Genomic DNA, 23,985 nt, shown 5'->3' on the forward strand with positions numbered 1-23,985 from the left:
GTGCAAAATAAAAAGACCAACCTATGGTTGCTCTGATTTGTTTTCATTTAATGTTATTTGAGGTTGTTCACCTGTAAGTTTATAATAATCTTCTGCACAAACTTTCTTCGAATTACTCCCTATTTGTAATTCGAAGAGTCTAGCCCCTCTATTACACATTTCACATTTGGTTGCCATACGAATACTCAGTGTGCCGTCAGACATGCCCCAAACTTCAACTTTTTCTTTTTCTTGAATGCCCGCATAATCTAACATGTCAAAAGGTATTTGTACCAGAACGCCATTTTGGATACGCTCCGCATCTACTAATCTACCCACAAACGGACTGCCTTCACCTGCTTGTAAAGGCATTCCTTGTATATTGTTATTTTCCATTCATACCTCTCCTTTTATATACCATTCCAAGTTTTCCAGTTACCATCAATGCCCATCGTATAGAATGACCAACCAGATGCACCATTCGCATAAAAGATAGATCCATAAGATCCAAATGGTTGTCCTCCAACGTTCACTCCGTAAGTTGATATTTTTCTGTTAAAATGAACGTCTGCATTCGTGTTAATTCGAAACTCAGGGGAGGTAACTCCATAACCTAAAAATGTATCTCTATTACCTATAGATAGCGATTGTACAGGAGTATAACCGGATGCAATATTATCGATAGTAGTATCCCAATTATAAACAGCTGGTAAATCACCTTCTACAAGTTGCACACCTGATACACATACAGCCATATTACTTGCGTAATCCCCAGCACCATAAATGTCAAAATAACAAAATCCATTATCAGGAAAGTTGTCGGGGATTGTAAAAGTGTTAGAATAACGGACTATACTTCTTCCTGGCGCATCATATGCTTTTTCAAACCTTAAATCCTCTACCGGTCGTCCATCTGGCGCAAAGTGCCCTGTTATAACCCGTAAACGAGGATAATCAGATGTGATATTCCCGTTCAAAGTTGCCGCACGGAAATGGGCAGATAAAGTATACTTCTTCCCCCTTTTCACACCACTAAACAATGGATATCTAATCCAATGCTGAACATTAATACGCATAGCGTTAATCATTTGCTCATAACCGAAATTGGTATAGTTATCTTCAATGTACGGTTCGCCTGTTATTTTCCACTCGGGGCTGTGCTTAATTCTTCTCATATTATTCGTTGGTAAATAACATGAAATACTGGAAAACATATGATCCGCAATAAGGTTCTTTTTCGGCATAACAGAATATTTTTTGCCGAATTCATCTTGATAAAGAAAATTTGCCATTCTAACAGTAATACCGCTTTTATCAATCGTTACAACATCACCAGAAATTTTAATTACATTGGCATCTATCCCTTGTGCAGTGAGCCATTTCACAACTGTATCTGCATTAATATCAAGTTTTGCAGCATTGATTGTAATTTTCCCAGGGGACATATTAATAGCAGTAACAATGCCGTCCTTTAAAATCTGCGCAAGGATTCCTTCATCTAATACCTGGAATTTAGATTCCGTTTTCTTTACATAGGCATTATAGGTCTCATTAATAAAACTTTCCTGTTTTCCGGAAATGATAGTAACGCCTTCTTCATTAGCAGCGATACTTCTTTCTAACTCTGTAACTTTTTTAGTGTAACCTTCAGTTGCTACCTTATCGGCCACTTCTTCCATGATTTTATCTTTATCTACAATATCAACAGGGTTCTCCATAAATGAAGAAGGTTTATCACCAATTTGCAACATGGGTTGTGCCATCCATAGACGACCATTTTTACGAACCCAAAACAGTACTTTAACTTTTTTTGTGCCTTCAACTAATAGCCCTGCCACATGTGTACGAATCCATGTTCCTTGTGAAATAGTTATTTCTTGTAAGTAATTTTTAATCATTTTATTGTTTGCATCGTAACATTGAATCTCGATAGCAGCTCCGGCATCTATACTAGCTTTGTTATCTGTATAAAAGTAAGCAGAGAAAACATAATTCCATCCAGGCCCGGCATTTATATAATCGTGCGATGCTCCTTTATACAAATTGCTCGCATTACCTGTAGTAATAACACTAAGTGAATTGCACCCCTTATAAGTGACTTGTGTATCTCTTGCTGCGTTTGAAGTTAATTGCCAATATTTCGTATCGTTCTTCCACAAGACATTGCGTAAAACCGTTTGATTACCAATTCCACCTACGTAATCTTCAACATCTTTCATTTTTACAGCTAAATTTAGCGCGTCAGAATGTTGTTTGATTGTAGATTGCGCTTCAGAAATCTGTTTACCTTGTGTCGTTTGCGTTTCTTGTAACTTGCTAACATTTTGAGAAATACTTTCAGAGTTTTTCTCTACTGCTGTTACACGTTTATCAAATCCCGTTTGATTTTGTTCAACCATAGTTATATTTTCTTTTATACCATCCACACTTTTTTCAATATCGGTTGTTTTCTTGGTGAATTCATCGGTTGTTACTTGATCTTCAGGCGCTGGTGTCCATCCAGTAGCTTTATTCCCCTTTTCAAGTTTGAAATTTCGAATAATGATTTTTGTTGTTTTAGCATCTATTCCCCAAAATTCCAGTCTCGCTTGTCCTGTGTTATTAGGCAGCTCTGTAATTTTTGTAGTGTACGTAACCCGTTGGAATTCGTCCGTAATTCCTGTGAATATTTGTCTAATGAATGTATATTTAGGTGAACCGTTTTCGCCATAGAACTGAACGCGACCTGCCGTTTTATCCGTTGTTGTAATTTTTACATCGAAGCTAAAGGTTACAATTCCACCAGCTAATTCACTAAATATTTGATTTAAGTTATTCTTAAATACTCCATAAGCTGAATTTGAAGATAGTTGCGTCGTTTCCCAATATTTCGTGTCTGATATTAAATTACGTACTCCTATTTCTTGCTCATTGAAGTTCTTTTCTACACTTGTTAACTTCTCACTAATCTTTCCTGCTTCTTCTTTAATTTCAGTTGTTGTCTGTTTAAGTGATGTCGTATCGGATTGTATAGCAGATATCGTTTTTTTCGTACCTTCCACAGTGGATTCAACCGTATTTAATTTATTACTAATCTCAGTATCTTTCTTAGTTAACGATTCAATTGAAGTTTTAAATCCATCCGCGGTTTGCTCGGATTTCGTTACACGTTCAGTAAGCTTTCCTTGTTCGTTTTGAACATTAGAAACCGTAGTGTTAATCCCTTTAATAGTAGTCTCGATTTCTACCGTCTTTTTAGTAAAATCAGTTGTTGTTACTTGATCTTCTGGTGCTGGTGTCCAGTCTGTTACTTTGTTGCCAATTTCTATTTTGGGTCTACCTACTTTTACGTAGTCACCGCCACATTGAATATACACTGCATTCTGTTCTGTTTTTAAGACTTCTATATCCTTAATCGATACAGTCGTACTTATAATACCTTTAAAGTTCATACCATCCGTTATTCTTAACCAAGCGCCGAGATGTTGAATTGTATTATCAGAATATCGTATAGAAGGTTCAAAACCGATTCTATTAGATGGATTAACTCCCATTTTCGCATTTTTAATTTCAACATAAACACTTAATGTAACCTGTTTTCCTTGTAAGTCTTTTAAATCATTTACAAATTTGAAACTTTGCATAGTACTAGGTGGTGATATAAATTTATCAGATTCAAGAACATAGTTTCTTCCACCGACATTTGTGTTATTAACAGTGGTTTCTAGTTCACTTAACTTTTGTTTAGTGCCATTTGCTGTTGTTTCAATTTCATTTGTTTTGTTTTGCAGTTTAGTTAAACCGTCGTTTGTTTTCGTTAGCTCTGACTTCTCCGCTTTCTGTGTAAGAGCTTCATTCGTTTGACCAATAGATGTATTAATATCCCTGAATTTCTGTACGTTCCCTTGTTTATCAGTTTCATAAATTTGTTTACCTATGAAACCATCTTTAATTTCATCTTTCGTATAAACACCAGATTTATCAGCCTTATCTTTCAACTGATTATCAATCCAGGTTTGATCCACTTTGCCATTAACTTGCTTTTGAACATCCACTATTTGTCCAGCTATTTCTTGCGCTTTACCTTCCACGCTTTGAACCTTTTGATTTAACTCCGTTTTAGCTGTTTCAATATCTTTCTTAACATCTTTAATACTTTGCTGCAATGGTCCTGTATCAGGGACGACAGGTTCCCACGCTACGCCTGTCCATATTTTCAAAACACCTGGCTTATCATTACTAACATCACGCCATAGTGTTTTATTTGGTTTAAGACCTGTTGTTGGTGGATTAGCACTTTCTATGATATCTACAAGGTTCTGTTCCATGTATTCTTGAGTTGATTCCGCTATATCTTTTGCTGCTTTACTCTCTTTTTGAGCTTGTTCGGCTGTACCTTTTGCTTCTTCTGCTAATTTTTCTAGTTGTTCCAATAATTCTTTGTTAGCTTTATTCCCTAAAGAAACACGTACTTTATTGTATAACTTTCTTAATTCTTCGTTTGGATCTACAATCTCACGATAGTCACCAAACACATATTTATCTTGTGAAGGGTCAGTAAAAGATTCGTCACCAGCAATTGCCCTCGCTTCTAAATAAAGCTTTGGTGTAAACCCTGTATCTTTAATTCGGATTGTATCGCCTTCATTAATTAACTCATGAGCCAGACCAAATACACGCCCGATGCTTTGCGCTTGGACCTCATAAACATAAGAAGTATTAACACGTTTTGCTAACTCTGTTTTCATTAGAGTCATTAAACGTTGTGGCGTTATATCTTCTTCTGTTTCTGGTGTATAGAATCCGAACTTATGTTGACCACGCTCGTTCCATCTTTGAAATGCGTCACTGTCCACAATATAAGGGAGACCATTATTGATACTCTCAACTGTGATGATAGTGTTTCCTTCTTTTTTCACGAAACCAACTAAGGATGTACAGATGTTTTGCGAGTTCTCAACACGTTTAATTCCCATTAAATCTTTACCAAGAGTTACTTCTTTCCCTGTCTCTTGTCCTCGCTTTTTTACCATATCGACATAACGGCCAATGATTTGAGAACCGACTACTTCAGCACGGTATTGTATTTCTAATTCAAACAAAGAAGCTATCTTTTTAAGGAAAGATAATGGATCAATGAATTCATCAATAGTCATAGAACGGAAACTAGCATACTCTATATTTCCTGTCTTCCACTTTGTGCCTGCAAGAGCTATATTCACCATTTCTATTACTGTCTTACCCTCTAGTTTTTGTGGAGGAATAATTCCAGCTTTAGCAAGTTGAATCCATTCTCCGGACCCATATACGATTACTGATCTATCATGAGAATCCTTTTCCGCTTCAGTGATTACATATGGAACGATTCGACCATCACGCACTTCTTTTAACACTAAATTTTGTTGTATAAGAGTTGCTGCATGTTCTGTATTATCAAATACTTTAAACTCTAAAGTATCGATATTATTCTTAATTTCCCAATGACGTATATCATCCCAATAATCTTTTGACTGGATATTTGCAACGATTTGTTCTGTTTTAAAATCCACTATATGAAGTATACCGCTAGGTGTTCTCATCTATATCTCTCCCTATATATCACCTTTGCTTTTCCGATATTTGCTGGCATGATTTCTAGTTTATTTTGGCCCTTATCGATTTTAGGGTAATCACTAAACAAATCTTTTAAATTAATTGCACTTGCGCCATTGATACTCACAAGACTTTTTTCCGTATTAATTCGAACTTTATCCCCTTTTTCAATAATGTAAGGAGGGTTATCACTTGTATTTTGGTTTACTTTCCAAACCTTGATATCATCAACTGTTATTGTTTGCGCTGGATCGTTATTCCACCATTGTGTAATAGAAAGTTGTATTTGCGCGACTTTATTCATTAAAATCCCATCTGTATCCACCCAACGCGCTTTTGCTCCGGCATCATCTATCTCAGTTCCTTCGGCAAATTTTGTAATGAAAAATTCCCACTCATTTCCGATTCGATATACTTGTAATCTACCGTAGAAGTTATTCCAGGTGTTCGAATACTTACCACGCGTATTAATCATGGTTAGTTCTGCTGGATGACCAGGATAAGCAAGTTTAGCAAACCCATGTGTTTCTTCTGCTTCCCAAAACACATCATTCATCGATAAGCGAGCGACAGGTTTACTACGTTCATCCAATAAGGCTATTTCAACTCGGCCCATTTGAACATAACTGGAACTAATGAACCTCACGTATGAAGACATAATGAAATCTTGCAACGGACCACCAGGAATACTCTTTTTCATAATTGCACCATGATGCCCTTTATAAGTGTTATCCCCATAATCTGTTACATACACTTGATGCCCATTTGTTTTGAGTACACCGCCACCTTTGGCATCTTCAAATTCCGTTACATTTGTCCAGCCAATTATTGTAGACATTTCATCCCACATTACACGCTGCTTACGTTCTACTGGAAGTTGAGAAGCTGCAAGTGGATAACCAATTCGAAAGTATTCATTTCCCTTCCAAACATCTAAAAATGTAGAAGGATTTTCAACTTCAACTTCAATAATAGGCTCTGAATCTACACTTCCTTTGTTTTGAACATTTGCTGTTAACTCGCTTGCACCTGTTTGAAAATCTACTGTTTGAGTAGGACCTAATTTATAAGGCATTGGACAAATAAACTTCAAAGTACCTTTACCTAACGTAACAAAATCATCAGGATTAAACTCTTCATCAATAATTGCTAAATATGTTCTATCAGGAGTTGTATCAAAAACTAGCTCAGCTGCTTCTTCTGTGATTAACCAAGCTGCTATTTCTTCTTTTAACGTTTCTAAATCTGTTTCATCTGGAACGATAATTCCTACAGGGACGGGAAGTGGACGAGGATCTGTTTCCGTTCCTAATAATCTTGCACCTGGATATCCAGGTGTTTTTAAGAAATTACGTTTTAGAGGTGCCCATGTTGGTGGACTCCATCCTTTTTCTATTTGGATATATTTTTTTCGTTGGTTATTAAATGTAAAAGAACTCATTTTGACACCTCATTTCTTTTTAAAATAAAAGAAACCCAAACCTAAAAGTCTGAGTTTCTTTTTGCTTCTCTTTCTTGATACTCGGTTGTATAACGATAAGTACCGCGCGCCACGTCTTTTCCTTCTAAATTTACAGGTACTTCAATAACTAAATCTCCACCAAGCATTGGAATGACTCCGCCGCCAGATGATCCGAAAGAATTATTAATTACTTGATTTGATACACTACCTGCCATAGCTTGTCTACTATTTGACATGCTTCCATACACGCCGCTCATGACAGACTTTAATCCTGATAGCTGATTCATAGAACTAGCCATCATACGGCTCATATCACTCATTAATTGATTTATTTCCCCTGGCATAGTAAATTGTTCGCGTGGCATGGCTGCTACGATTCCTGCGCCAATATCTCCAAGTGTCTTTTTATTTAAAGGTAAAACCGCTTCTTTTCCAGCTTCACCTGCACCTTGCAAATTTCCACCATTCATTCCGAAGATAGTCGGTTTAGTGAAGATACCACCCTTTGCGCGCCAATCTATATTGAGTCCAGAAGGGAATGTAATATCCTTACCTAAAATATTTTTCGTACTAGTTTGCAAGCTAAAGTGTGGAAGAGGTGGCATTTCAGGTTTAGGAATCTTTAACTTCAAGTCACTAAAGAAACTCTTAATCTTCCCAATAAATTTTTCTATACTGTCAACTGCATCTTTTATTGGATCAATAATAAAACGTTTAGCTGCTTCAAATTTTTCTTGAGCTGCATTCTTTACAGAATCAAATTTTTCCCGTGCTGTGTTGTACATATCATTGAATTTCTCTTTTGCAGAATTATAAGCTGAAATAATCGGTTCAACGATGTATGTGTAAACCATCTTCCAAGCTTCAAGTGTATACCCTTTTATTTTCGCCCAATTTCCTAATATCCAATTGGATAAATCATTTAACTTTTCTTTTGTTGCGTTCCACAATTCCTGAACAGGCTGAATGACATATTGTTTTACTAAATTCCACGCTGCAGAAGTATATGATTTAACTGTTTCCCATTTCAAATTTAGCCAAGAAACTAAATCGCCAAACTTTTCTTTTACTAAGTTCCAAGTATCTATGACAGGTTGAATAATATATTGCTTAAATAGTCCCCAAGCGATTTGCGCCATAGCTTTTGCAATTTCCCATTGCGTACCAAGCCAAGTGACCATTTCACCAATTTGTGTACTTACCCAGTCGTAAGCTTCCTGGATTGGTTGGATAATGTATTGACAGATTGCTGCCCATGCAATTTGTGCACCTGCCTGTATTAACAACCAACCAGCTTCTAAAACGGTAGAAACTGCCGAAATAATTGGATCTAACACAGTAAGAATCGTATCCCAGGTTTCTTGCCATGCTTGCGTTAATAATCCCCACAATTCAGACGCTGTTTCAGTTAAAGAAGTCCACCAAGAAGACGCCGTTTCCACAATACCTGACCACAAACTACTAAAGAATTCACCTATTGGATCAAAGAAACTATGCACCATTTCTGTGAATGAAGCCCATGCTCCTGAAAAGAATTCAACAATAGAATTCCACGTATCACTACATATTTGCCCTATTCCCGTCCATAAATCACTAAAAAACTGGCCTATTGGATCAAAGAATGAATGCATTGTTTCTAAAAATGAATTCCATGCATCGCTAGAGGATTGAACAATACCGTCCCAAAGTTCTATTAAATATTCCTTAATAGAATTCCATGTATCTATTGTCCACTGTTTTATAGAATCCCAATTTTGATAAATGGCAATTCCTAGAGCAACTATAGCTGCTATGATAATAGGAACTATGGCAACTATGCCTAGTGCGGCGGCGGCTCCGATTTCAAATACACCCATGACAGCTACAACTATTGGTGCAATTGCCATAAGTGCCCCTGAAATTACCCCAATAGCCGTTGCAACTGCTGCTAATGTTGCTGCTAATTCTGGATTATTAGAAATCCAATCAGCAATACTAGCAACAACATCTGCTATTACTCCAAGTATAGGTTCAAGAGCCATTTGTAAATCTCCCATTGCTTTTTGGAACTTTACAACTGGGTTTGTATCTAATTTTTTAACAGATTCATTTAGGTTATCTTGATTCTTCTGTAAGTCTACAGTTTTTTCTGAAGCCCTTATTAAAGTGTTAGTTAGATTTTGCCCTTGGTCTTCAAACATAGTGGCTAGAACTTTAACCCCAACTTGATTTTTTTTAACCGGATCTTCTATTCCGTCAATAGCTTTAGCTACTTCTACCATCGCTGCGGCGCCATCTCTTCCGCCTTTAGCGACAGATGCTCCCCATTTTTCTATTTGTTCAGTTGCAATACCCGAACCGTCAAGCGCTTCTTTTAAAGCCTTATCAGCTCCTTGGGCGAATTCAGTTAATTGAATCCTACCTTCTTTCAGTCCGTCTAAGAGATTATCGATATTCCAACTACCTGTTTCAACGCCTGCTTCCATAATTGCTTGGACTTCCTCAGCTTTAAAGCCTGCACGGGTTAGTTGACTACCATATTCAGCAATGATGTCTAGCTGTTCTGGTGGAAAGCCCATTTTTAACAATGCATCAACCATACCGAGAGCACTATCTTGTGTTATTCCTAATTCATTTCCTATTTCATATGTTTCTTGAATTAATTCTGTAAAATCTATGCCTTCATAAGAAGCTGAAATGGCTGCCGCTCCCTTAACAATTGCTGCATTTGCTTCATCACTTATATCTTTATTTAAAGCCCATTGCCTACGGACTCCTTCTAAAGACGCTTCTGCATCAACACCATAAGCCGTAACACCTCTAATAGCTTCCTCTACTGATTTTTTAGAGGACTCTGGAACATCAAAAGTGATATCAATCTTTGTTTTTAATTTTGACATATCCATCGCTTTTTCAATAGCTGTTGCAATTCCGCCACCAGCTGCCAACCCGCCGATAACATTTTCTAATCCAACTTTTAGACCTTCAAATTTTTTCTCGGTTCTACCAGCTTCTTGTTGTAATTCTCTTAACTCATTTTGTACTTGCCGTATTGAGTTTCCCGCATCCACAGATCGTAGCGCTCTTTTTAGTTTCTCTATATCCGTTTCTGCGCCTAATGCTTCACGGCCAATAATTCCAATCGCTTGTTCTAACTGTCGACTTGTAGCTGTTCCGCTTTTAATTGCATTCACAAGACGATTCCCTAATGCTCCTGCAAAATCATCAACGCTTTTTCCTGTAGCTCTAAACAATGTTTCTAATTGCCTTGTGGAACTTGCTACATTCTCTTGCTCAGCTTTCATGTTTCCGAGTTTATTTTTAAGACCATTAAGTGACCCTTCTGTAAATTCAATCTCACGTCTAAATGCACGATATTGTTCTTCAGAAATTTTACCGTTTTGGAATTGAGCTTGTACTTGTTGTTCTGCTGCTTTCAATTTATCTAGTTTTTCCGTTGTATTTTCAATCTGTTGTGTAAGTAACTGTTGTTTTTGCGCTAATGCTTCCACATTACCAGGGTCAAACTTTAACAAACGCTCGACATCTTTTAGTTCTTTAGCTAAAGAATCGCTTTGTTTATTAACATCTTTTAGAGCGTTTTGTAACGGTTGAGTGTTACCATTAATTTCAATCGTAATCCCTTTAATTCTTCCTGCCATTTCCTCACCCCTTTCTTAGAATGAATCGAAGTCTTTTTGACCTGCTTTTCTAACTTTTTCTTTATCTGGATTCTCTAGCTCAGCAAATTCAGTAATGTAATCAAAGCAATCGCCGATTGTCATATCTTCTAAATCCCAGCGTGTTAATTTCGCTTTATAACAAAGAGCAAGGAATAATTCAGTGGTAAATTCTTCATCACTGAATGTCCCTTGCTCTCTATTATTTTTCTTTATTTTTTTTTTGCTCCCATAGTCACCTGAACTAATTCCATGACTTCTGGCATAATTTCTTCAATTGGGAATTCCTCAAATTCATCTAGCCACGTCATAGGATCAGGAATACTTGAATCAGCTGTTTTAGCGTATAACCAAGTTAAGTCATAAATAAGTTCAAAATCTACTTTACTTATATCGACATTAGACATATCAATAGGCTGTTCTGATCCATCTGATGAAGTTAAAGCGTTAATTGCCCCTAATCCCATCAAATCTGCAAATAAATTACGTCTGAATTGTGCTTTATATCGTTTAACTGTTGCTGCTGTAGCTTTTAATCTGACTTGTTTTCCATCTATTGTAATTGTCTTTTCCATTCACTTACGCTCCTTTTGGTAATGCAGGTACTTTTGTATACACTTTTTTGTACCAATTATTATAAATATCTGCTTTTGATTTAGTAGTAGTTTTCGTTTTAACCATACGTTTTCCATTAATATCAATAGGACTGGATACAAATTTAAGTTCATTTGTATTTGGCTCTGCTGAATTTGTTTTCGTTTTAGATGCAAGTGTTGGACGACTTGCAGAACAGTTAAACATAACGTGTCGAGTTGCTCGTACATCACCATCAAATTCAAATAATAATGCAAATGATTTTCCTTTCGCATCGGCTAACTCATTTAACACACCATCTTCTTCGTCTAATTCCTCTCCTAGTGCATCAATTGCAAATTGTTCCGGAATAGTCGCAATGGAAAGCGTCCCATCATACCCTTGGTTATTACTTGCAGCGTAATAAAGCATGTCATCAGCGTAGAATTCAATTAAATCCCCTCGTGGATCAAACGTTAATTCAACCGCACCAGGTAATGGAATTGGTGTATTAAATGTAACTACACCATCTTTAATATCGAAAAGCGCATAATGGACATTCTTTAAACCAAACGCTACTTTATTTTCATTCATTTATATCAACCTCGTTTCATAAAATTTTTGATACATATTTTCAGATTCAATAAAAGTCCCATACGAGTCATAAGGAATCTCGTGGTCATCTAGGACTTGTTCTAGCTTGGCTTCCGCAACTAAATCTTTCTTAGTTGTATAAAGCTCTACATTTACAACATTTATCTTGTGATACACCTTGTTATCAGCCATTAAATTTGCTGACCCATCCACAAGAAAACAGATATACGGTGGCGCTGGAACTGGATTCCCTGGTGTTGCTGTGAAATGCGAATAAGCCACAGGATAACCTGTAGCTTCAAGGATTTTTATAAATTCTCCTAATGTTAATGTCATGATTCAATTGCCCTTTCAATACGTTTCGGCAATTCATCAATTACATACTCTTCAACAGGACGAATATGCACTTTTTCCAGTACGCGGCCACCACCAGTTTTCGCATGGCCATTTTCTAAAAGATGCGTTAATTGTCCCTTTGTATTATGGATAACAACGGCTTTATCAACTTTTTTCTTTCGCCAACCTTTACGATAACCACCTGTTTTCTTAGGACTATTCTGTCTTAACTTACCTACAGCGATATCAGCTACATCTTCTTGTGCATTTATCAATTCTTCTTCTACAACATTTGCATATCTTTGTAATTCTCTAGCAAGCTCTCCCGCAAAATCATTCATATTAAACATACTCCTTTGCGATTATAGTCAATGTTTGATTCATTTCATCATCATTCATTGGCGGTTCGATGATATCAAAGATACGACCTTTCATATTAATTCGCATTTCTTCCGTAATACCAGAAGTGTATGGAATTACGAATCGATAAACTCGTGTAGCTTGTGAAGCGGAAGCTTCAATGTACTCAGATCCTTTCACTGTTTTTATCATCGCCCAGGCTTTTTTAAATTCTGGCCAAGATGTTTCGATTACTTGGTTTAATCCATCTTTTATTACTACAGGTTGTTCGATACGAATTCGATTGCGAAAATCTCCCGTATTCAATGGTTTCTTATACTGAAAAGGACGCATATTAATCACCGTCCAATTTAATTTCTTCTAACGCTTTATCAACACCTAAACTATTAATCTGACTTAAAAAATTCTTGTCAAAATACTCTAAGGCATCGTTATAGGCATAACGAGAGCGTTCAAAGACTAATTCCTTGAACTCCTCGTTATTATTTAAACCATAATCGCCACAAACTCTTAATAAAGCCTTATTGGACATAGAAAGGATACGCTTTAGGTTATCGTCTTCCTCATCTCCTAAGTGCATCCTTTCTTTGAACTCTTGCAATATTTCATCTGAAATCGTTGCGTTTTTCATTCATTTCACCCTTTATTTAGATTTTGTTTCTGCAGGTGGTGTAAATGAAATTGCTAAATCGTAAACAAGAGCCGCTTTATTATCTTTTGGTTTTCCATTAGCAAATTGTTTAATTGTATAAAGAGTAGCATCTTCGAAAGCTAATGTTTGATCAAATTCTTTTAGCTTGTATCCACCTGCGATTGCAGCAATATATTGTCCTTTTACAAAGAATAATGCTTTACCAACAGGAACTTCCTCACACTCGACAGGTTTAATATTATAAGGTAATGCCATTACCCATTGACCTGTTGCGGTCTGGATTGTATTACGTGCTTGTACGCCAATCGCATCAATCGGGTTAACTACCATTACAATTTTATTTAAAACTTTTCTGGATTTCCCTTTTGCATCAACAGATAAAGCTTTTACTACTTCATAAAGCTCGCCTGCTACAATTACCCCTTTATCAGACGGAGCAAATGTTAGTTTACCAGAAGATTTTTTATCAGTAACAGCGCCTGTTTCTGGATTTACATCTTTCATTAAACCAACTGGTTGATGCGCTACAGATCCGCCACCATTAATAAAGCCAAATTCTAGACCGACAGAATATGTTTCTACTAAAACAGTTCGAACATAACGTTCAATCCATTCCGGGCCAAGTTCCTTCATATCATTTGGAATTGCTGCAAATGCAGTTAATTTAAGTTGACCAATTTTTTCTTGTTTGAAGATGGCATCAATTTGCCCACGGATTTCACCGAATAACTCGCCCCATACATACGCCTTCGTTGCATCAGAATAAATAAACTTCGTAACTGCTCCTAAATCTTGCAAACCAATTTCAGCTAATAAGGGATGTTCCGTAACTAAATCTTCAAACACACGCTCTTGAGTCGTTATAGGAAGGATTGAGCCATCTGTAAATCCACCTTCTTTAACAACTGCATTGAAGAATTTGGTTTCTGCTGAAGTTAAAACATTTTGACCACGTTGCTGTAAAATTGAACGATCAAGCATATCGTTATTTACTTGTTCACGAACAGTATTTGCTACATCTGTTTGTAGTGCATCAAAGAAACCTTCAAACGCTGACGTTTGTTCTTGTTCTGTACTTTCCGCGTTAGTTAAAGTGTCCGTCAATTTTGCTTTTGCTTTATTAAATGCTTCAGATTTATTAAATTTAATCGTCATTATGTGTTTCCCCCAATTTTTATAATTTTAAAAGGAGCCCTTTAATCCCACTGTTTTTTACAGGTTTAGGATTCGGCTCCTTTGGTTCTTCTATATTGTTTTGTAAATCATTCAGGATTTCATTTTTTAATCCTGATAATGCTGCATTTAAATCTTCTTTTGTAATCCCTTGGCCTTTGTTCATTGTTCCATTTCTAAAGCCATCGATTACTTTCTGGGGAAGCATGGTGGCAGTAGCAGTTGAAGCTGTCATTTTAACCTGATTATCCATAAACATAATTTCATCCACAAAATTATTTTCTAATGCTTTTTGCGGACCCATCCAAGTCTCTTCAGCCATCATATTAAGTAGTTCCTTTTCTGATTTACCGCTTTTAATGACATAAGCATTTACAATTGCTCTATCTGTTGTTTTCAACATTTCAGCTGCCTTTTCCATGTCACGATGATCTCCACCATTCCACATTGAAGCATTATGAATCATAATTTGTGCTGTAGGTGAAATTCGGACTTTATCACCAGCCATCGCAATAACAGAAGCCGCACTTGCAGCCAAACCAACAATTTGAACTTCCACATTACCAGGATAATTTTTTAATGCTGTATAAATTTCTGACCCTTCGTGTACATAACCACCAGGACTGTTAATCGATACAATTAAATCATCACCATTGGCATTAGTTAGTTCCTTTGAAATTTTACCTGGGCTTGCAGCATCCATTTCAAACCAATCATAAATCCAAGCTTCATCATTTGAAATTATTGGTCCTTTAACGTCAATTTTCACCGTCATTTGTATTCTCACCTCCTTCAGAATCAGTTAGTTTCGTATAGTTTTTCGTAATATGATGTGTATTTAAGTTAGGATCATCAGAAACTTCATATCCTACTTCTAATCGAATTTCATTTCCTGTAAATGCACTTGAAGAAATGAGTTTATCGATGCTTGTCGCAAGATCAAATATACTTTGATAAGAAACAGCTTTAATTTCAATTTTTTGACCTGAAAGATACTCTTCTTTTTCAAAAAATTTAACGTTTGCTTCATCTGAAATCTTTTTTAACAAAGGTTTTGCTGTGAAAAGCATGTAATTCTTTGTTTGCTTCTCTACATCAGCCATTTCACCATATATCAAAGCAGTTGGAATACCAAAAGCCATTGCTACTTGATTTAAGAAACCATTTGTTACTTTATTAATTTCCTCCACACTCTGCCCAGAATTTGCTCCACCTGACGTTTCAGCATACTTAAAACCTGGTTGTTGTGGAATGATAGCGACATCTTTTTCTCCAATCGCTTTGTACATATTATCAATGAACTCTTGCAGTTTTGATTGGTGTTCTTTGCTCTTTGCAGCGAGCATGTCCATATCAACTGTTCCGCGAATTTGATTCTTACGTTTTTGAGAACTTAATATTCTACCGAATAAATCACCATAATCAGTAAACAAACCATCGATAAGAGGTGATAACTTATCATTCCTGTATCTTAAATGAATGACTTCACTTTGTTTAAAACTTCTTTTAAACTGATAATCTTTTACAGTGACATTTGTAAAAGTATCTTCAAACACAGCATATTCGTTATGTTCAAAGTCATCAGCAATAAGTAGATCACCATCATCCGCTTGGATAATCAAAGCTTCATTATCATAAATAAGTTTGTAAATGAAACTCTCCCAAAAGGTACTTGCTGTCATATTCTTATTTGGTCTAACATTTAATCGGTAATAAAGCTCATCCTTTTCAAATTCTTCACCGTTTTTCACTCTGAATTCCGACTGACTTATTGTTCTTCCTAAAAAAGAAATACATGTATCAATCGCTAATCGCTTCATATGGACTCTATTTGCCTTTTCGATAAACATTTCCACATCAAACATAAATCCTACTTCACTATTTCTTTTAAATACTGCGTCCAACCATCCAATGATTATCACCCCCTTTATTAGAATTTAATACTGTCTAACATAAAGTCGAATTCATCCACAAGAATGTTATCCGCTTGCCATAATGCATGGATAAAGGCTTGGAATCCATCTGTTTTTCTCTTAAATTCATCTTTCTTCAAATATTCTTTGTTGCCGTCTTTTTTGATGTGGACGTAGACGTTATTGGTGTACCAACGCATTAATGGATTATCACCAAAAATAATACGATTGTTTGCAAATAACGTTTCTACCCTTGGCGCTAATAAAGAATGAATAGCTTTTGGGTTACGGATGTATAACAATATGAAACCTTCAGCTTCAAGTGCTGTTTTAACAAGATCAAGACGGAATGTATCAGCTACTATTGTGTTAAATCCGTATATCTCACGCATTTTTACAAACCAATCCACAATATGAGAGATATTAATAACCGGCTCATCCACAATAGTTAGTAAGCCATTTTCAGCCCATTCATAAATAGGCGCTTTTAATTTCACCTTGTCCAAGAATCCTTTACGTACAAATGAATGACCTTTCCATATATAATCTTCACCATGTTTAAATAGCAAGCCGACTGCTGCGAAGTCTTTGATGCTGGCGAAGTCGAGACCGCCTACAGCTACTTTGTGCTTTAAATCTGGAACTTCTCTCAGTGTTTCTCCATCTTCTTCAAAACCAGTACGCATGATTTCTTCCCATGAAGCTACAGACTTTGTTAAATCTACTTCCGGTATATTCATCCTCTTAGTCATGAAATTTTCTCTATTAGACGGATCGTTTTCTAGATTTTTATACTGACGCATAACTTTCTTAAACAACCCTCTAGCGTATTGACTCATTGGCTTACTAAACATTGGATTTGCTTTTTCCCACATATCAGGATTATCTACTTCTTCAGCGTTATCAAGCTTACAAATAAAAGGAAACAATCTATCTTCTTTTTCTTTCCCTTTCAGGATATTCATAGCTCGCTCTTTCATTTTGTCAAGATAACCCTCACGAACAAATCCATCTGTGGTAATAAAAAATTCCCTAGAGTTAGGAACTTTACCTAAACCGCTAGAGAACACTTCTACAACATCGCTATTTTCATATCTATGTATCTCATCGTAAATAACACACCCGTCCCTTAACGAGTCTTTACTCCCTGCATTAGACGTATGAAATTCAAAAGTCGAACGAGTAGCTTTATTTGTTATCAATTGTTTTGTTGATACAAATAACTCGTCTAATATTTCATGTTTTTTATTTTTTTCATAAACATCTATAAAAGAAGTTTTAGCTTGTCTTTCTGTATTAGCAACTACCGATACGTTGTAATGCTCAATACCGTGCAATTCGCTAATAAAGAAGTGTGTCAATGCACTAATCAATCCGTTTTTACCAGCACCCCTTGCCATCATCCAGAAGTGTTGATCAAAATAAACATCCTCATATTCATCAAACAAAAACACAAATGCTATTAAAAATTTCTGAAAGGAATTTAATTTGAAATGCCACTTTTCTATGAAAGTTACACATTTATGAATTAAATCCACATCAAAATGTAAATCATTACGAGTTAATATATCTTGCTTTAAATAATTTATAAGCATGGTACGTTCTTTATTTAATACCACTGTTCCTATTTCATATAGTTCTATATATTCACTTACATACTTATGAACAATCATATTAAATCACTTGCCGAATATTTCTTAATTTCTTTTTTATTATTTCCTTCTGGCAACAAATCCGTTAGTTGTTTAATGACCCTTTGATATGATTGATCACGAGTATTATATAACCGGGCGACAGGTCGTTCTCTTTCATACGGCTCTGTTTTATCAGATTGTGAGAACATTTCATAGTCACCATTCTCAGATATATCCATCCACATCTCATTTAATAAAACTCGTAATCTTGCTGCCTGAATAATCAATCCTTCAACCACTTTTAACTTACTAGGTGGGATGTCTTTAAATAATCTTTTCAAACGATTTTTTTCTTTGTTAACTAGCACCTCACGCTCATCAATATCCGCCATAATATCACCTCGATTCAATCATATTTTCATACTGGGTAGGGGTCCTATACGAGACAACTTAAAAATCTGGAAAAACGACCCCCTCCTCCGGTGCCCCTTAGAACAATTTTTAATGAAATATTTTAAGGGGGGGTACTGTTTCTGAATCATTTTCACCACTTTTCATCGTGTTCCCATTTGTTGATTTTCTTTTTGAATGTTCTACCGTGTTCTTTATTGTGGCAATCCACACAGACTGTTTCTAAATTGTCTATTTCTAATGCAAGCTCTGGATGATGTTCTAGTTCTTTTATATGATGGACAACGAGTTGAATCTTCTTACGCTTTGCACTCTCACTGTATTCATTCGTGTCTGTTTGAACACGACCATTTCGTTTACACTCTTGGCACTCATAGTTGTCACGCTTCTTTACTTGTTCACGTATCTGTTTCCATTCACCACTGTCATAGAACTTACGCTTCTGTTGTTTGGTTTTGTATTCATTCATCCTTCTTTACCCAACGTACTTTATTACCTTTATCTCTTTCCAGTAATTCTTTTATTGATGTTTGTTCCAGATATTCTACAGAATATAGCATGTGGTTCTCGCCATACAGTTTATAATACTTGAATCGATTAACATCAACCCCAGCCTTCTTGTACGCTTTCTCATGAGGTTTAAGGTATTTGATATATGCTTTCTTATCAATAGGTATAAGACCAAGCGCAGCAATCTTACCATCTATAACACTATTCAATTATCCTCACTCCTTACTTTCTAATAGATTATCTATCAGCGTATTGATTAAGTTTGTTATAGCTTTTTTCTTATCTTCCGGCTTTGTTCTCTTATGTAATTTATTTAGTACTTTAACTACTGGTCGCAACGATTCTAATTCCACATAATCTTCAAGCTTATCTTCATCAATAGAGTTCAAGATTGTACCAAGAGCAACCGCCTTCTCAAGTTTAGTTAGTTCCATCATTCATCCTCCATTAATTCATATTCTCTTATTCTTGTAAGTGCATCCTCAAGAGTACCTAAGATATTATCCGCGCTATTATTTGCCCTTACCTGTTCACTTAACATATCAACTTTATTTTTTAAGTCCTCCACAGTTAATGCTAATGATTTTACTGATTCCTTTAGCTCTTGATTTTCTTTATGTACATTTGATAAGTATTCGAGTTTCTTTTTCAATTTGATGTTTTGTAACATTGCATCCATTACATACAACACCTCTTAATCCAAAATAAAAAGCATCCAAATGGATGCTTTTATATCAATTATTGATTTGTACTTTAATTACGGTATGTGAAGTTTTATTCTTCTTTCAGATAACAACCACGACAGAAACTTTTGCCAGACTTATCAGGACTCCCTCATTCCGTCTACCTAGGATGTTGTTAGCTCAAAGAAGAGCAAAAGCTCTCCTTAATAACGGTAGCATTCAATCAGTACCATCTGCTGGTTTCGGATTTTATGTGCCGTCATTATGAAGCCGTTTAGACATACAGATTATAAAGGCATCTTTATGAGTCGTGTTTTCCGCCACTTCTCACAATACAAATATATCACGCTGATTCCAAAACAACTGGCACATTTACTGCCAAAAAGCGGTCATGTTTCTGCCAAAAATATTTAATTAAAATAAAAAAGCCCACAAAATGGGCTTTTTATAAAAATGGACCAATTGCCGTTTTCCAAGCTTCATAGGCCGTGATTAAAGCCGGAGATTTCGTAATAAGATCTACACCCTTTTGTAAACCTTCTACAATTCCTTTTAATACAAATTTATTAGGCTTCCCACTTTCTACTTGCTGTTCTACTGTTTCAATCGCTTCTTTCATTTCTTGCTTTACTTCAGGATCTACACTCGCTTTTTCTAGTTCTTCCAATAGCGATTGAGTAGCCGTTTTACTTTTTTGTATATTTTGACTCACAGTCTGATCTTCTCCAATAACCATCTGTCCATGATTACTTGCATCTAACTTTGCGTTTCTAAAATCATATTTACTCAATTGATTCCCCTCCACTTTAATTATATTTATATTTATTACCCCTGGATTTTGTTGTAACATCTGGCTAAAACCAGGATCCAATTCATCCAATAAAGCTAAGCTCCCCGCATTATACAATTCCGGATTGGTCATTGCAACAGGCTCGGTATCTTCCTTACTTATCTTGCTAGGGCGAGCGCGCTTTTTTTTTTATAGGTTTCAGAGCAATTCTTTATATACTCTTTGTAATCTGGATTTATTACGAAAATAGGGAAAATATAATCCGCTAATAATTCCATATCATCTTGACAATGCATACAAAAAATTGTAGAAGGTATGCTCATAGGAAACTCATTCAATGTTGTTATAGTAAAATGACAATCAGGACATCTAATTTCCCAATTTAAAATTAATTTCCCATCTTTCACAAGATGCAAAAGGCGTTCAAATACATCATTTAGAGGAAGTCCTGTTTCTTTCGCAACAATTGTCGGATAAAAAGCCTTAATGAAGGAGTTAACTTTTCTATCAACCCAACTATCAATAATCCATACATTTGCCATAGCAGAACATCCTCCTTGTTTTTTTAATCATTATTATATATTATTCTCTCCCGAATGTAATTTATTACACTCTCATTTGCGGCTGAAACAAAAAATATGCTATTTACCCTTAGTCCAACACGAATTGTATAAGGTTTCAAAACTCCATTCTCTGGAAAGGAGAACCTTATAAAACCAGTTTGATGCTGCAGATAAGGGCTTAAAAAATCATATAAAGGTTGTCCCCTCAATTCTTTGTCCGATCCCATTGAAACTTTTTGTAACCCCGCTAGAATGATTGCTGTAAAAGGTGTTTCCAGTATGTTTTCACCAAATACTTCTTGAGCATGCTCAAGATTTTCCTGTAAAATTTCAATGTCTTCATTAGAGAAGAAACTATCTAAAGCTTTTAAAATATCTACACTCGCTTCCGCTTGTTCATTAGTGAAATCTTCCAGGAACATTTCCGGCTTAGAACTAGTGTCAATTACTTCTCCACCTAGCGCATCCGCGAATTCCCCTACACTATTTCCGAAAGGGGCTAGGACTCTAAATTGCTCCATAAAAGTTCTTTGGTTAATCAAGGTGAAAATTGTTGAAGCAATTTCGTTTGCTACTTTCGGCTCAGCTCTAACTTCAACAATACCTCTCTCCTCATTAATATACACTGTACACAATTTTGTTTTAGGGAATGGCACCATATCTCTGTAATAATCAAAACCAACCCCGCATTTATAAATAAATCTCAAATAATATTCATGATCCGTCTCACCAGGAGCTGCACCAATTAGAACTGGCGTTGATGTCACAGCCTCCCGCTGTGGAACTACAACACGTTCAAACGGATTAAAACGGCCACTATTTTGGATTATTAGTTCTTTGGCTCCAAACAAATCTCCATTGGTAGTACTATACCAAGTTACCGATGTTTTACCCGCCATAAGTTTGTCTTTTACGCTATCTAAGGTGCGGTTCTGTATCTCTGTTCCCTCTCTGACTCTCCCCCAAATTCTACCTGCTAAATCCTGAGTAGTTCCATCAGTAGATAAATCCGAATTTGTGCAGATTTCTTTGAGTAATTCCTTTGGTAAACTGACCAGATCCTTTATCATAGTTAAATTTTGAATTGTATTCATTTCCCCCACACATCCCAAACTTCATATAATTATCATCATTAACCTCAGAATTCATTATGTAAAATCATCAAAAAATTAATAATCTAATTTCTTTCTTCTTACTATAATAACAATATATTCTCGTTATAGTAACCCCTTAGTTACCCATATCTTATATTGTGTGTAACTGACCCTATCGTGAAATCCCTTAGTATCATTGATTTCATTTAACTTTGTCTTTTGAGTTACACAGTACGAAAATTATGAGTAACTGTATAGAGATACCACCAGCATTTTGCAAAATAACCTACGCTAAGCAAAAAAATAAAATAAGCTGCCCATATGGACAGCTTATTTACATAATTATCGTTACCAGAAGTAAAATTCAGTTCGAAAATAGCTAATTTTATCAGTTGTTGAATGTCTAAAAAACTCAAACCAATGATATTGTTGAGATCCTTTGGCAATTTCTTGCTGTGATGACTATCATAGTGACTTTTTCTTCAGCAACAACTATTAGTAGCTAATTACCATAAGGACTTATTTTTGAAATTTGCTATTTTTTAGAAAGTATGTTAATTTAAGAAAGACCTATTTTTGTTTGGCTTGAGATTAAGAATAAATTTTGTTTTTCGTCTAAGGTATTTGAGCAAGGGTAGTAACATATGTGTGGGTATCCACACTAGGAGGCAACAATTATGGAACAAGGTAAAGTAAAATGGTTTAATGCAGAAAAAGGTTTTGGATTCATCGAGCGTGAAGGTGGAGAAGACGTATTCGTACATTTCTCAGCTATCCAAATCGACGGTTACAAATCTTTAGACGAAGGACAAAGTGTAACGTTTGAAGTAGAACAAGGACAACGTGGCCTACAAGCTACTAATGTTCAAAAAGCTTAATATTAGCTGATGAAAGACTCTCTTGTAGGGTCTTTTTTTATTTTGTTACAATATTCCAAGTACAACTTTTTTAAGGGGATTTGGGGTGCTTAACTTTTAATGAAAAAGAAATAAGCAATAATTAGATTTTAAACCTAGTCATTGCTTTATCCATTGCATCTTGGTTAACACCTATATAACGTAACGTGACCTTCTCTGACGAGTGATTGAATATCTCCATGAGTAATGCTATGTTTTTTGTTTGCATGTACATATGGTACCCGTACGTCTTTCTTAGGGTATGCGTTCCGATTTCATCTAATCCAAACTCTGCCGCTGCTCCACTTAATATCTTATATGCCATGCTACGACCGATTGGACGATTTCTACCTTGTCTACTTTTCAATAGGTACTCATTGTCTTCTCTTTCTATAAGAAACCATTTAAGTTCTCTTTTCAGTGCTGCAGTAATTTGTATTCGTTTCTGTTTCCCCGTTTTCTTTTCCCGCATAGATATATGACTGCCTTTAACATCCCCTACTTTCAATTTCAAAATATCTGAGATTCTGAGGCCTGTATTAATACCCATAATGAAGAGAATGTAATTACGTAAGCTCTTTTCCTTAAAATACTCTTTTAACTGCTGTATTTGCTCTGGATCACGTATTGGTTGAACAAAATTCATTATTCATTGCCTCCAGTTTCTTCTGCCTCATATACTTCTAATCTAAGAGCAAAAGCTAATTTATAAAAAGCATTAGATTTATTTCGTCTATACGTACGCTCACTCATACCAATTTCGTTATAAACCATGTAATCAAAGACCTCTTCATCTTCTAAATATCGTTTTACAATAATATCCCTTTGGTTTTTACTAAAACGACTTAACGCCTTATCAATTTGGAAAGATAAACGTTGTAGTTTCACTTCTCTTTCACTCATAGCAACATTTGCTAAAGCAATATCTTCAGCTGGCTTCCCAACTATATTTGTTGAACCGTGATATCTTACCTCGCTAGATGCTGTAACCTTCATCTCATGTCTAATCATCCCAAATTGTCTATAAATACGAACATTTTCAAGAATCTCTTCTAAACGAGTCTGCGTTGCTTTGCGATCAATTTTAGGTAAGAAAGTTAATTGCGTCATATATAAAAACACCCCTTATATA

25 protein-coding genes are annotated in these 23,985 nt (G+C 35.7%); 1 reads left to right on the top strand and 24 read right to left on the bottom strand.

Annotated features, from left to right (window positions below; all coding sequences use genetic code 11):
• Window positions 1-21 precede the first annotated feature (21 nt).
• The 22 genes from OXT04_RS06195 to OXT04_RS06300 form a co-directional block, all read right to left on the bottom strand.
• Entirely contained in the window at window positions 22-375 is a 354-nt protein-coding gene (locus OXT04_RS06195) for a hypothetical protein (protein WP_097822684.1), read from the bottom strand.
• A gap of 14 nt (window positions 376-389) precedes the next feature.
• A complete protein-coding gene (locus OXT04_RS06200; protein ID WP_267413995.1) occupies window positions 390-5,537 on the bottom strand; it encodes a phage tail spike protein in 5,148 nt (1,715 codons plus the stop codon).
• Window positions 5,534-6,991 (bottom strand): distal tail protein Dit, encoded by a 1,458-nt coding sequence (locus OXT04_RS06205; RefSeq protein WP_267413997.1) that lies wholly within the window; start codon window positions 6,989-6,991, stop codon window positions 5,534-5,536. Before OXT04_RS06205 ends, OXT04_RS06200 begins: the two co-directional genes overlap by 4 nt.
• A gap of 41 nt (window positions 6,992-7,032) precedes the next feature.
• Window positions 7,033-10,653 carry a phage tail tape measure protein gene (locus OXT04_RS06210; protein ID WP_267413999.1) on the bottom strand — a complete coding sequence of 1,207 codons (3,621 nt, stop codon included), beginning with the start codon at window positions 10,651-10,653 and terminating at the stop codon, window positions 7,033-7,035.
• Between the two features lie 230 nt (window positions 10,654-10,883).
• Complete coding sequence (locus OXT04_RS06215; RefSeq protein WP_016079278.1) at window positions 10,884-11,246, bottom strand: hypothetical protein; 363 nt, start codon at window positions 11,244-11,246, stop codon at window positions 10,884-10,886.
• 4 nt (window positions 11,247-11,250) lie between these two features.
• Window positions 11,251-11,838, bottom strand: coding sequence for a major tail protein (locus OXT04_RS06220; RefSeq protein WP_001004906.1), 588 nt, complete (start codon window positions 11,836-11,838; stop codon window positions 11,251-11,253).
• A complete protein-coding gene (locus OXT04_RS06225) occupies window positions 11,839-12,174 on the bottom strand; it encodes a hypothetical protein (RefSeq protein WP_098257034.1) in 336 nt (111 codons plus the stop codon).
• A complete protein-coding gene (locus OXT04_RS06230; RefSeq protein WP_061666393.1) occupies window positions 12,171-12,515 on the bottom strand; it encodes an HK97 gp10 family phage protein in 345 nt (114 codons plus the stop codon). Before OXT04_RS06230 ends, OXT04_RS06225 begins: the two co-directional genes overlap by 4 nt.
• A 1-nt stretch (window position 12,516) precedes the next feature.
• Complete coding sequence (locus OXT04_RS06235) at window positions 12,517-12,867, bottom strand: phage head closure protein (protein WP_267414011.1); 351 nt, start codon at window positions 12,865-12,867, stop codon at window positions 12,517-12,519.
• Between the two features lies 1 nt (window position 12,868).
• Window positions 12,869-13,165 (bottom strand): hypothetical protein, encoded by a 297-nt coding sequence (locus OXT04_RS06240; protein WP_098377566.1) that lies wholly within the window; start codon window positions 13,163-13,165, stop codon window positions 12,869-12,871.
• A 12-nt stretch (window positions 13,166-13,177) separates the two neighbouring features.
• The gene (locus tag OXT04_RS06245; RefSeq protein WP_098377565.1) at window positions 13,178-14,341 is read right to left on the bottom strand and encodes a phage major capsid family protein; all 1,164 of its coding nucleotides are present in this window, start codon (window positions 14,339-14,341) and stop codon (window positions 13,178-13,180) included.
• A gap of 19 nt (window positions 14,342-14,360) precedes the next feature.
• The gene (locus OXT04_RS06250) at window positions 14,361-15,134 is read right to left on the bottom strand and encodes a head maturation protease, ClpP-related (RefSeq protein WP_267414014.1); all 774 of its coding nucleotides are present in this window, start codon (window positions 15,132-15,134) and stop codon (window positions 14,361-14,363) included.
• Window positions 15,118-16,281: a phage portal protein gene (locus OXT04_RS06255; RefSeq protein WP_416808912.1), complete on the bottom strand. Its 1,164-nt coding sequence runs from the start codon at window positions 16,279-16,281 to the stop codon at window positions 15,118-15,120. The genes OXT04_RS06250 and OXT04_RS06255 overlap by 17 nt, the downstream gene beginning before the upstream one ends.
• Window positions 16,282-16,289: 8 nt before the next feature.
• On the bottom strand, window positions 16,290-17,945 hold the full coding sequence (locus tag OXT04_RS06260) for a terminase TerL endonuclease subunit (protein WP_267414015.1): 1,656 nt from the start codon (window positions 17,943-17,945) through the stop codon (window positions 16,290-16,292).
• Complete coding sequence (locus OXT04_RS06265; RefSeq protein WP_000763336.1) at window positions 17,942-18,298, bottom strand: hypothetical protein; 357 nt, start codon at window positions 18,296-18,298, stop codon at window positions 17,942-17,944. The genes OXT04_RS06260 and OXT04_RS06265 overlap by 4 nt, the downstream gene beginning before the upstream one ends.
• Window positions 18,299-18,450: 152 nt before the next feature.
• Window positions 18,451-18,786: an HNH endonuclease gene (locus tag OXT04_RS06270; RefSeq protein WP_001008145.1), complete on the bottom strand. Its 336-nt coding sequence runs from the start codon at window positions 18,784-18,786 to the stop codon at window positions 18,451-18,453.
• Complete coding sequence (locus OXT04_RS06275; protein ID WP_267414016.1) at window positions 18,779-19,036, bottom strand: hydrolase; 258 nt, start codon at window positions 19,034-19,036, stop codon at window positions 18,779-18,781. The genes OXT04_RS06270 and OXT04_RS06275 overlap by 8 nt, the downstream gene beginning before the upstream one ends.
• A 6-nt stretch (window positions 19,037-19,042) precedes the next feature.
• On the bottom strand, window positions 19,043-19,264 hold the full coding sequence (locus tag OXT04_RS06280) for a hypothetical protein (RefSeq protein WP_225321823.1): 222 nt from the start codon (window positions 19,262-19,264) through the stop codon (window positions 19,043-19,045).
• Complete coding sequence (locus OXT04_RS06285) at window positions 19,261-19,506, bottom strand: hypothetical protein (RefSeq protein ID WP_098871881.1); 246 nt, start codon at window positions 19,504-19,506, stop codon at window positions 19,261-19,263. The genes OXT04_RS06280 and OXT04_RS06285 overlap by 4 nt, the downstream gene beginning before the upstream one ends.
• Before the next feature lie 449 nt (window positions 19,507-19,955).
• Window positions 19,956-20,390: a hypothetical protein gene (locus OXT04_RS06290; RefSeq protein ID WP_267414017.1), complete on the bottom strand. Its 435-nt coding sequence runs from the start codon at window positions 20,388-20,390 to the stop codon at window positions 19,956-19,958.
• 68 nt (window positions 20,391-20,458) lie between these two features.
• Window positions 20,459-20,842, bottom strand: coding sequence for a hypothetical protein (locus OXT04_RS06295; protein ID WP_267414018.1), 384 nt, complete (start codon window positions 20,840-20,842; stop codon window positions 20,459-20,461).
• Window positions 20,843-20,865: 23 nt separating this feature from the next.
• Window positions 20,866-21,957, bottom strand: coding sequence for a hypothetical protein (locus OXT04_RS06300; protein WP_267414019.1), 1,092 nt, complete (start codon window positions 21,955-21,957; stop codon window positions 20,866-20,868).
• Between the two features lie 677 nt (window positions 21,958-22,634).
• Here OXT04_RS06300 and OXT04_RS06305 point away from each other — a divergent pair.
• Window positions 22,635-22,835, top strand: coding sequence for a cold-shock protein (locus OXT04_RS06305; protein WP_000434821.1), 201 nt, complete (start codon window positions 22,635-22,637; stop codon window positions 22,833-22,835).
• 121 nt (window positions 22,836-22,956) lie between these two features.
• Here the strand turns inward: OXT04_RS06305 and OXT04_RS06310 are convergent, their stop codons facing one another.
• Together OXT04_RS06310 and OXT04_RS06315 are read right to left on the bottom strand one after the other, a co-directional pair.
• Entirely contained in the window at window positions 22,957-23,499 is a 543-nt protein-coding gene (locus OXT04_RS06310; RefSeq protein ID WP_098257042.1) for a site-specific integrase, read from the bottom strand.
• Window positions 23,499-23,963 carry an ArpU family phage packaging/lysis transcriptional regulator gene (locus OXT04_RS06315; protein WP_098257043.1) on the bottom strand — a complete coding sequence of 155 codons (465 nt, stop codon included), beginning with the start codon at window positions 23,961-23,963 and terminating at the stop codon, window positions 23,499-23,501. The genes OXT04_RS06310 and OXT04_RS06315 overlap by 1 nt, the downstream gene beginning before the upstream one ends.
• Window positions 23,964-23,985 lie beyond the last annotated feature (22 nt).

Origin of the sequence: Bacillus sp. GC_Bacil_1 (genome assembly GCF_026540675.1) — a bacterium.
Classification (GTDB): domain Bacteria; phylum Bacillota; class Bacilli; order Bacillales; family Bacillaceae_G; genus Bacillus_A; species Bacillus_A cereus.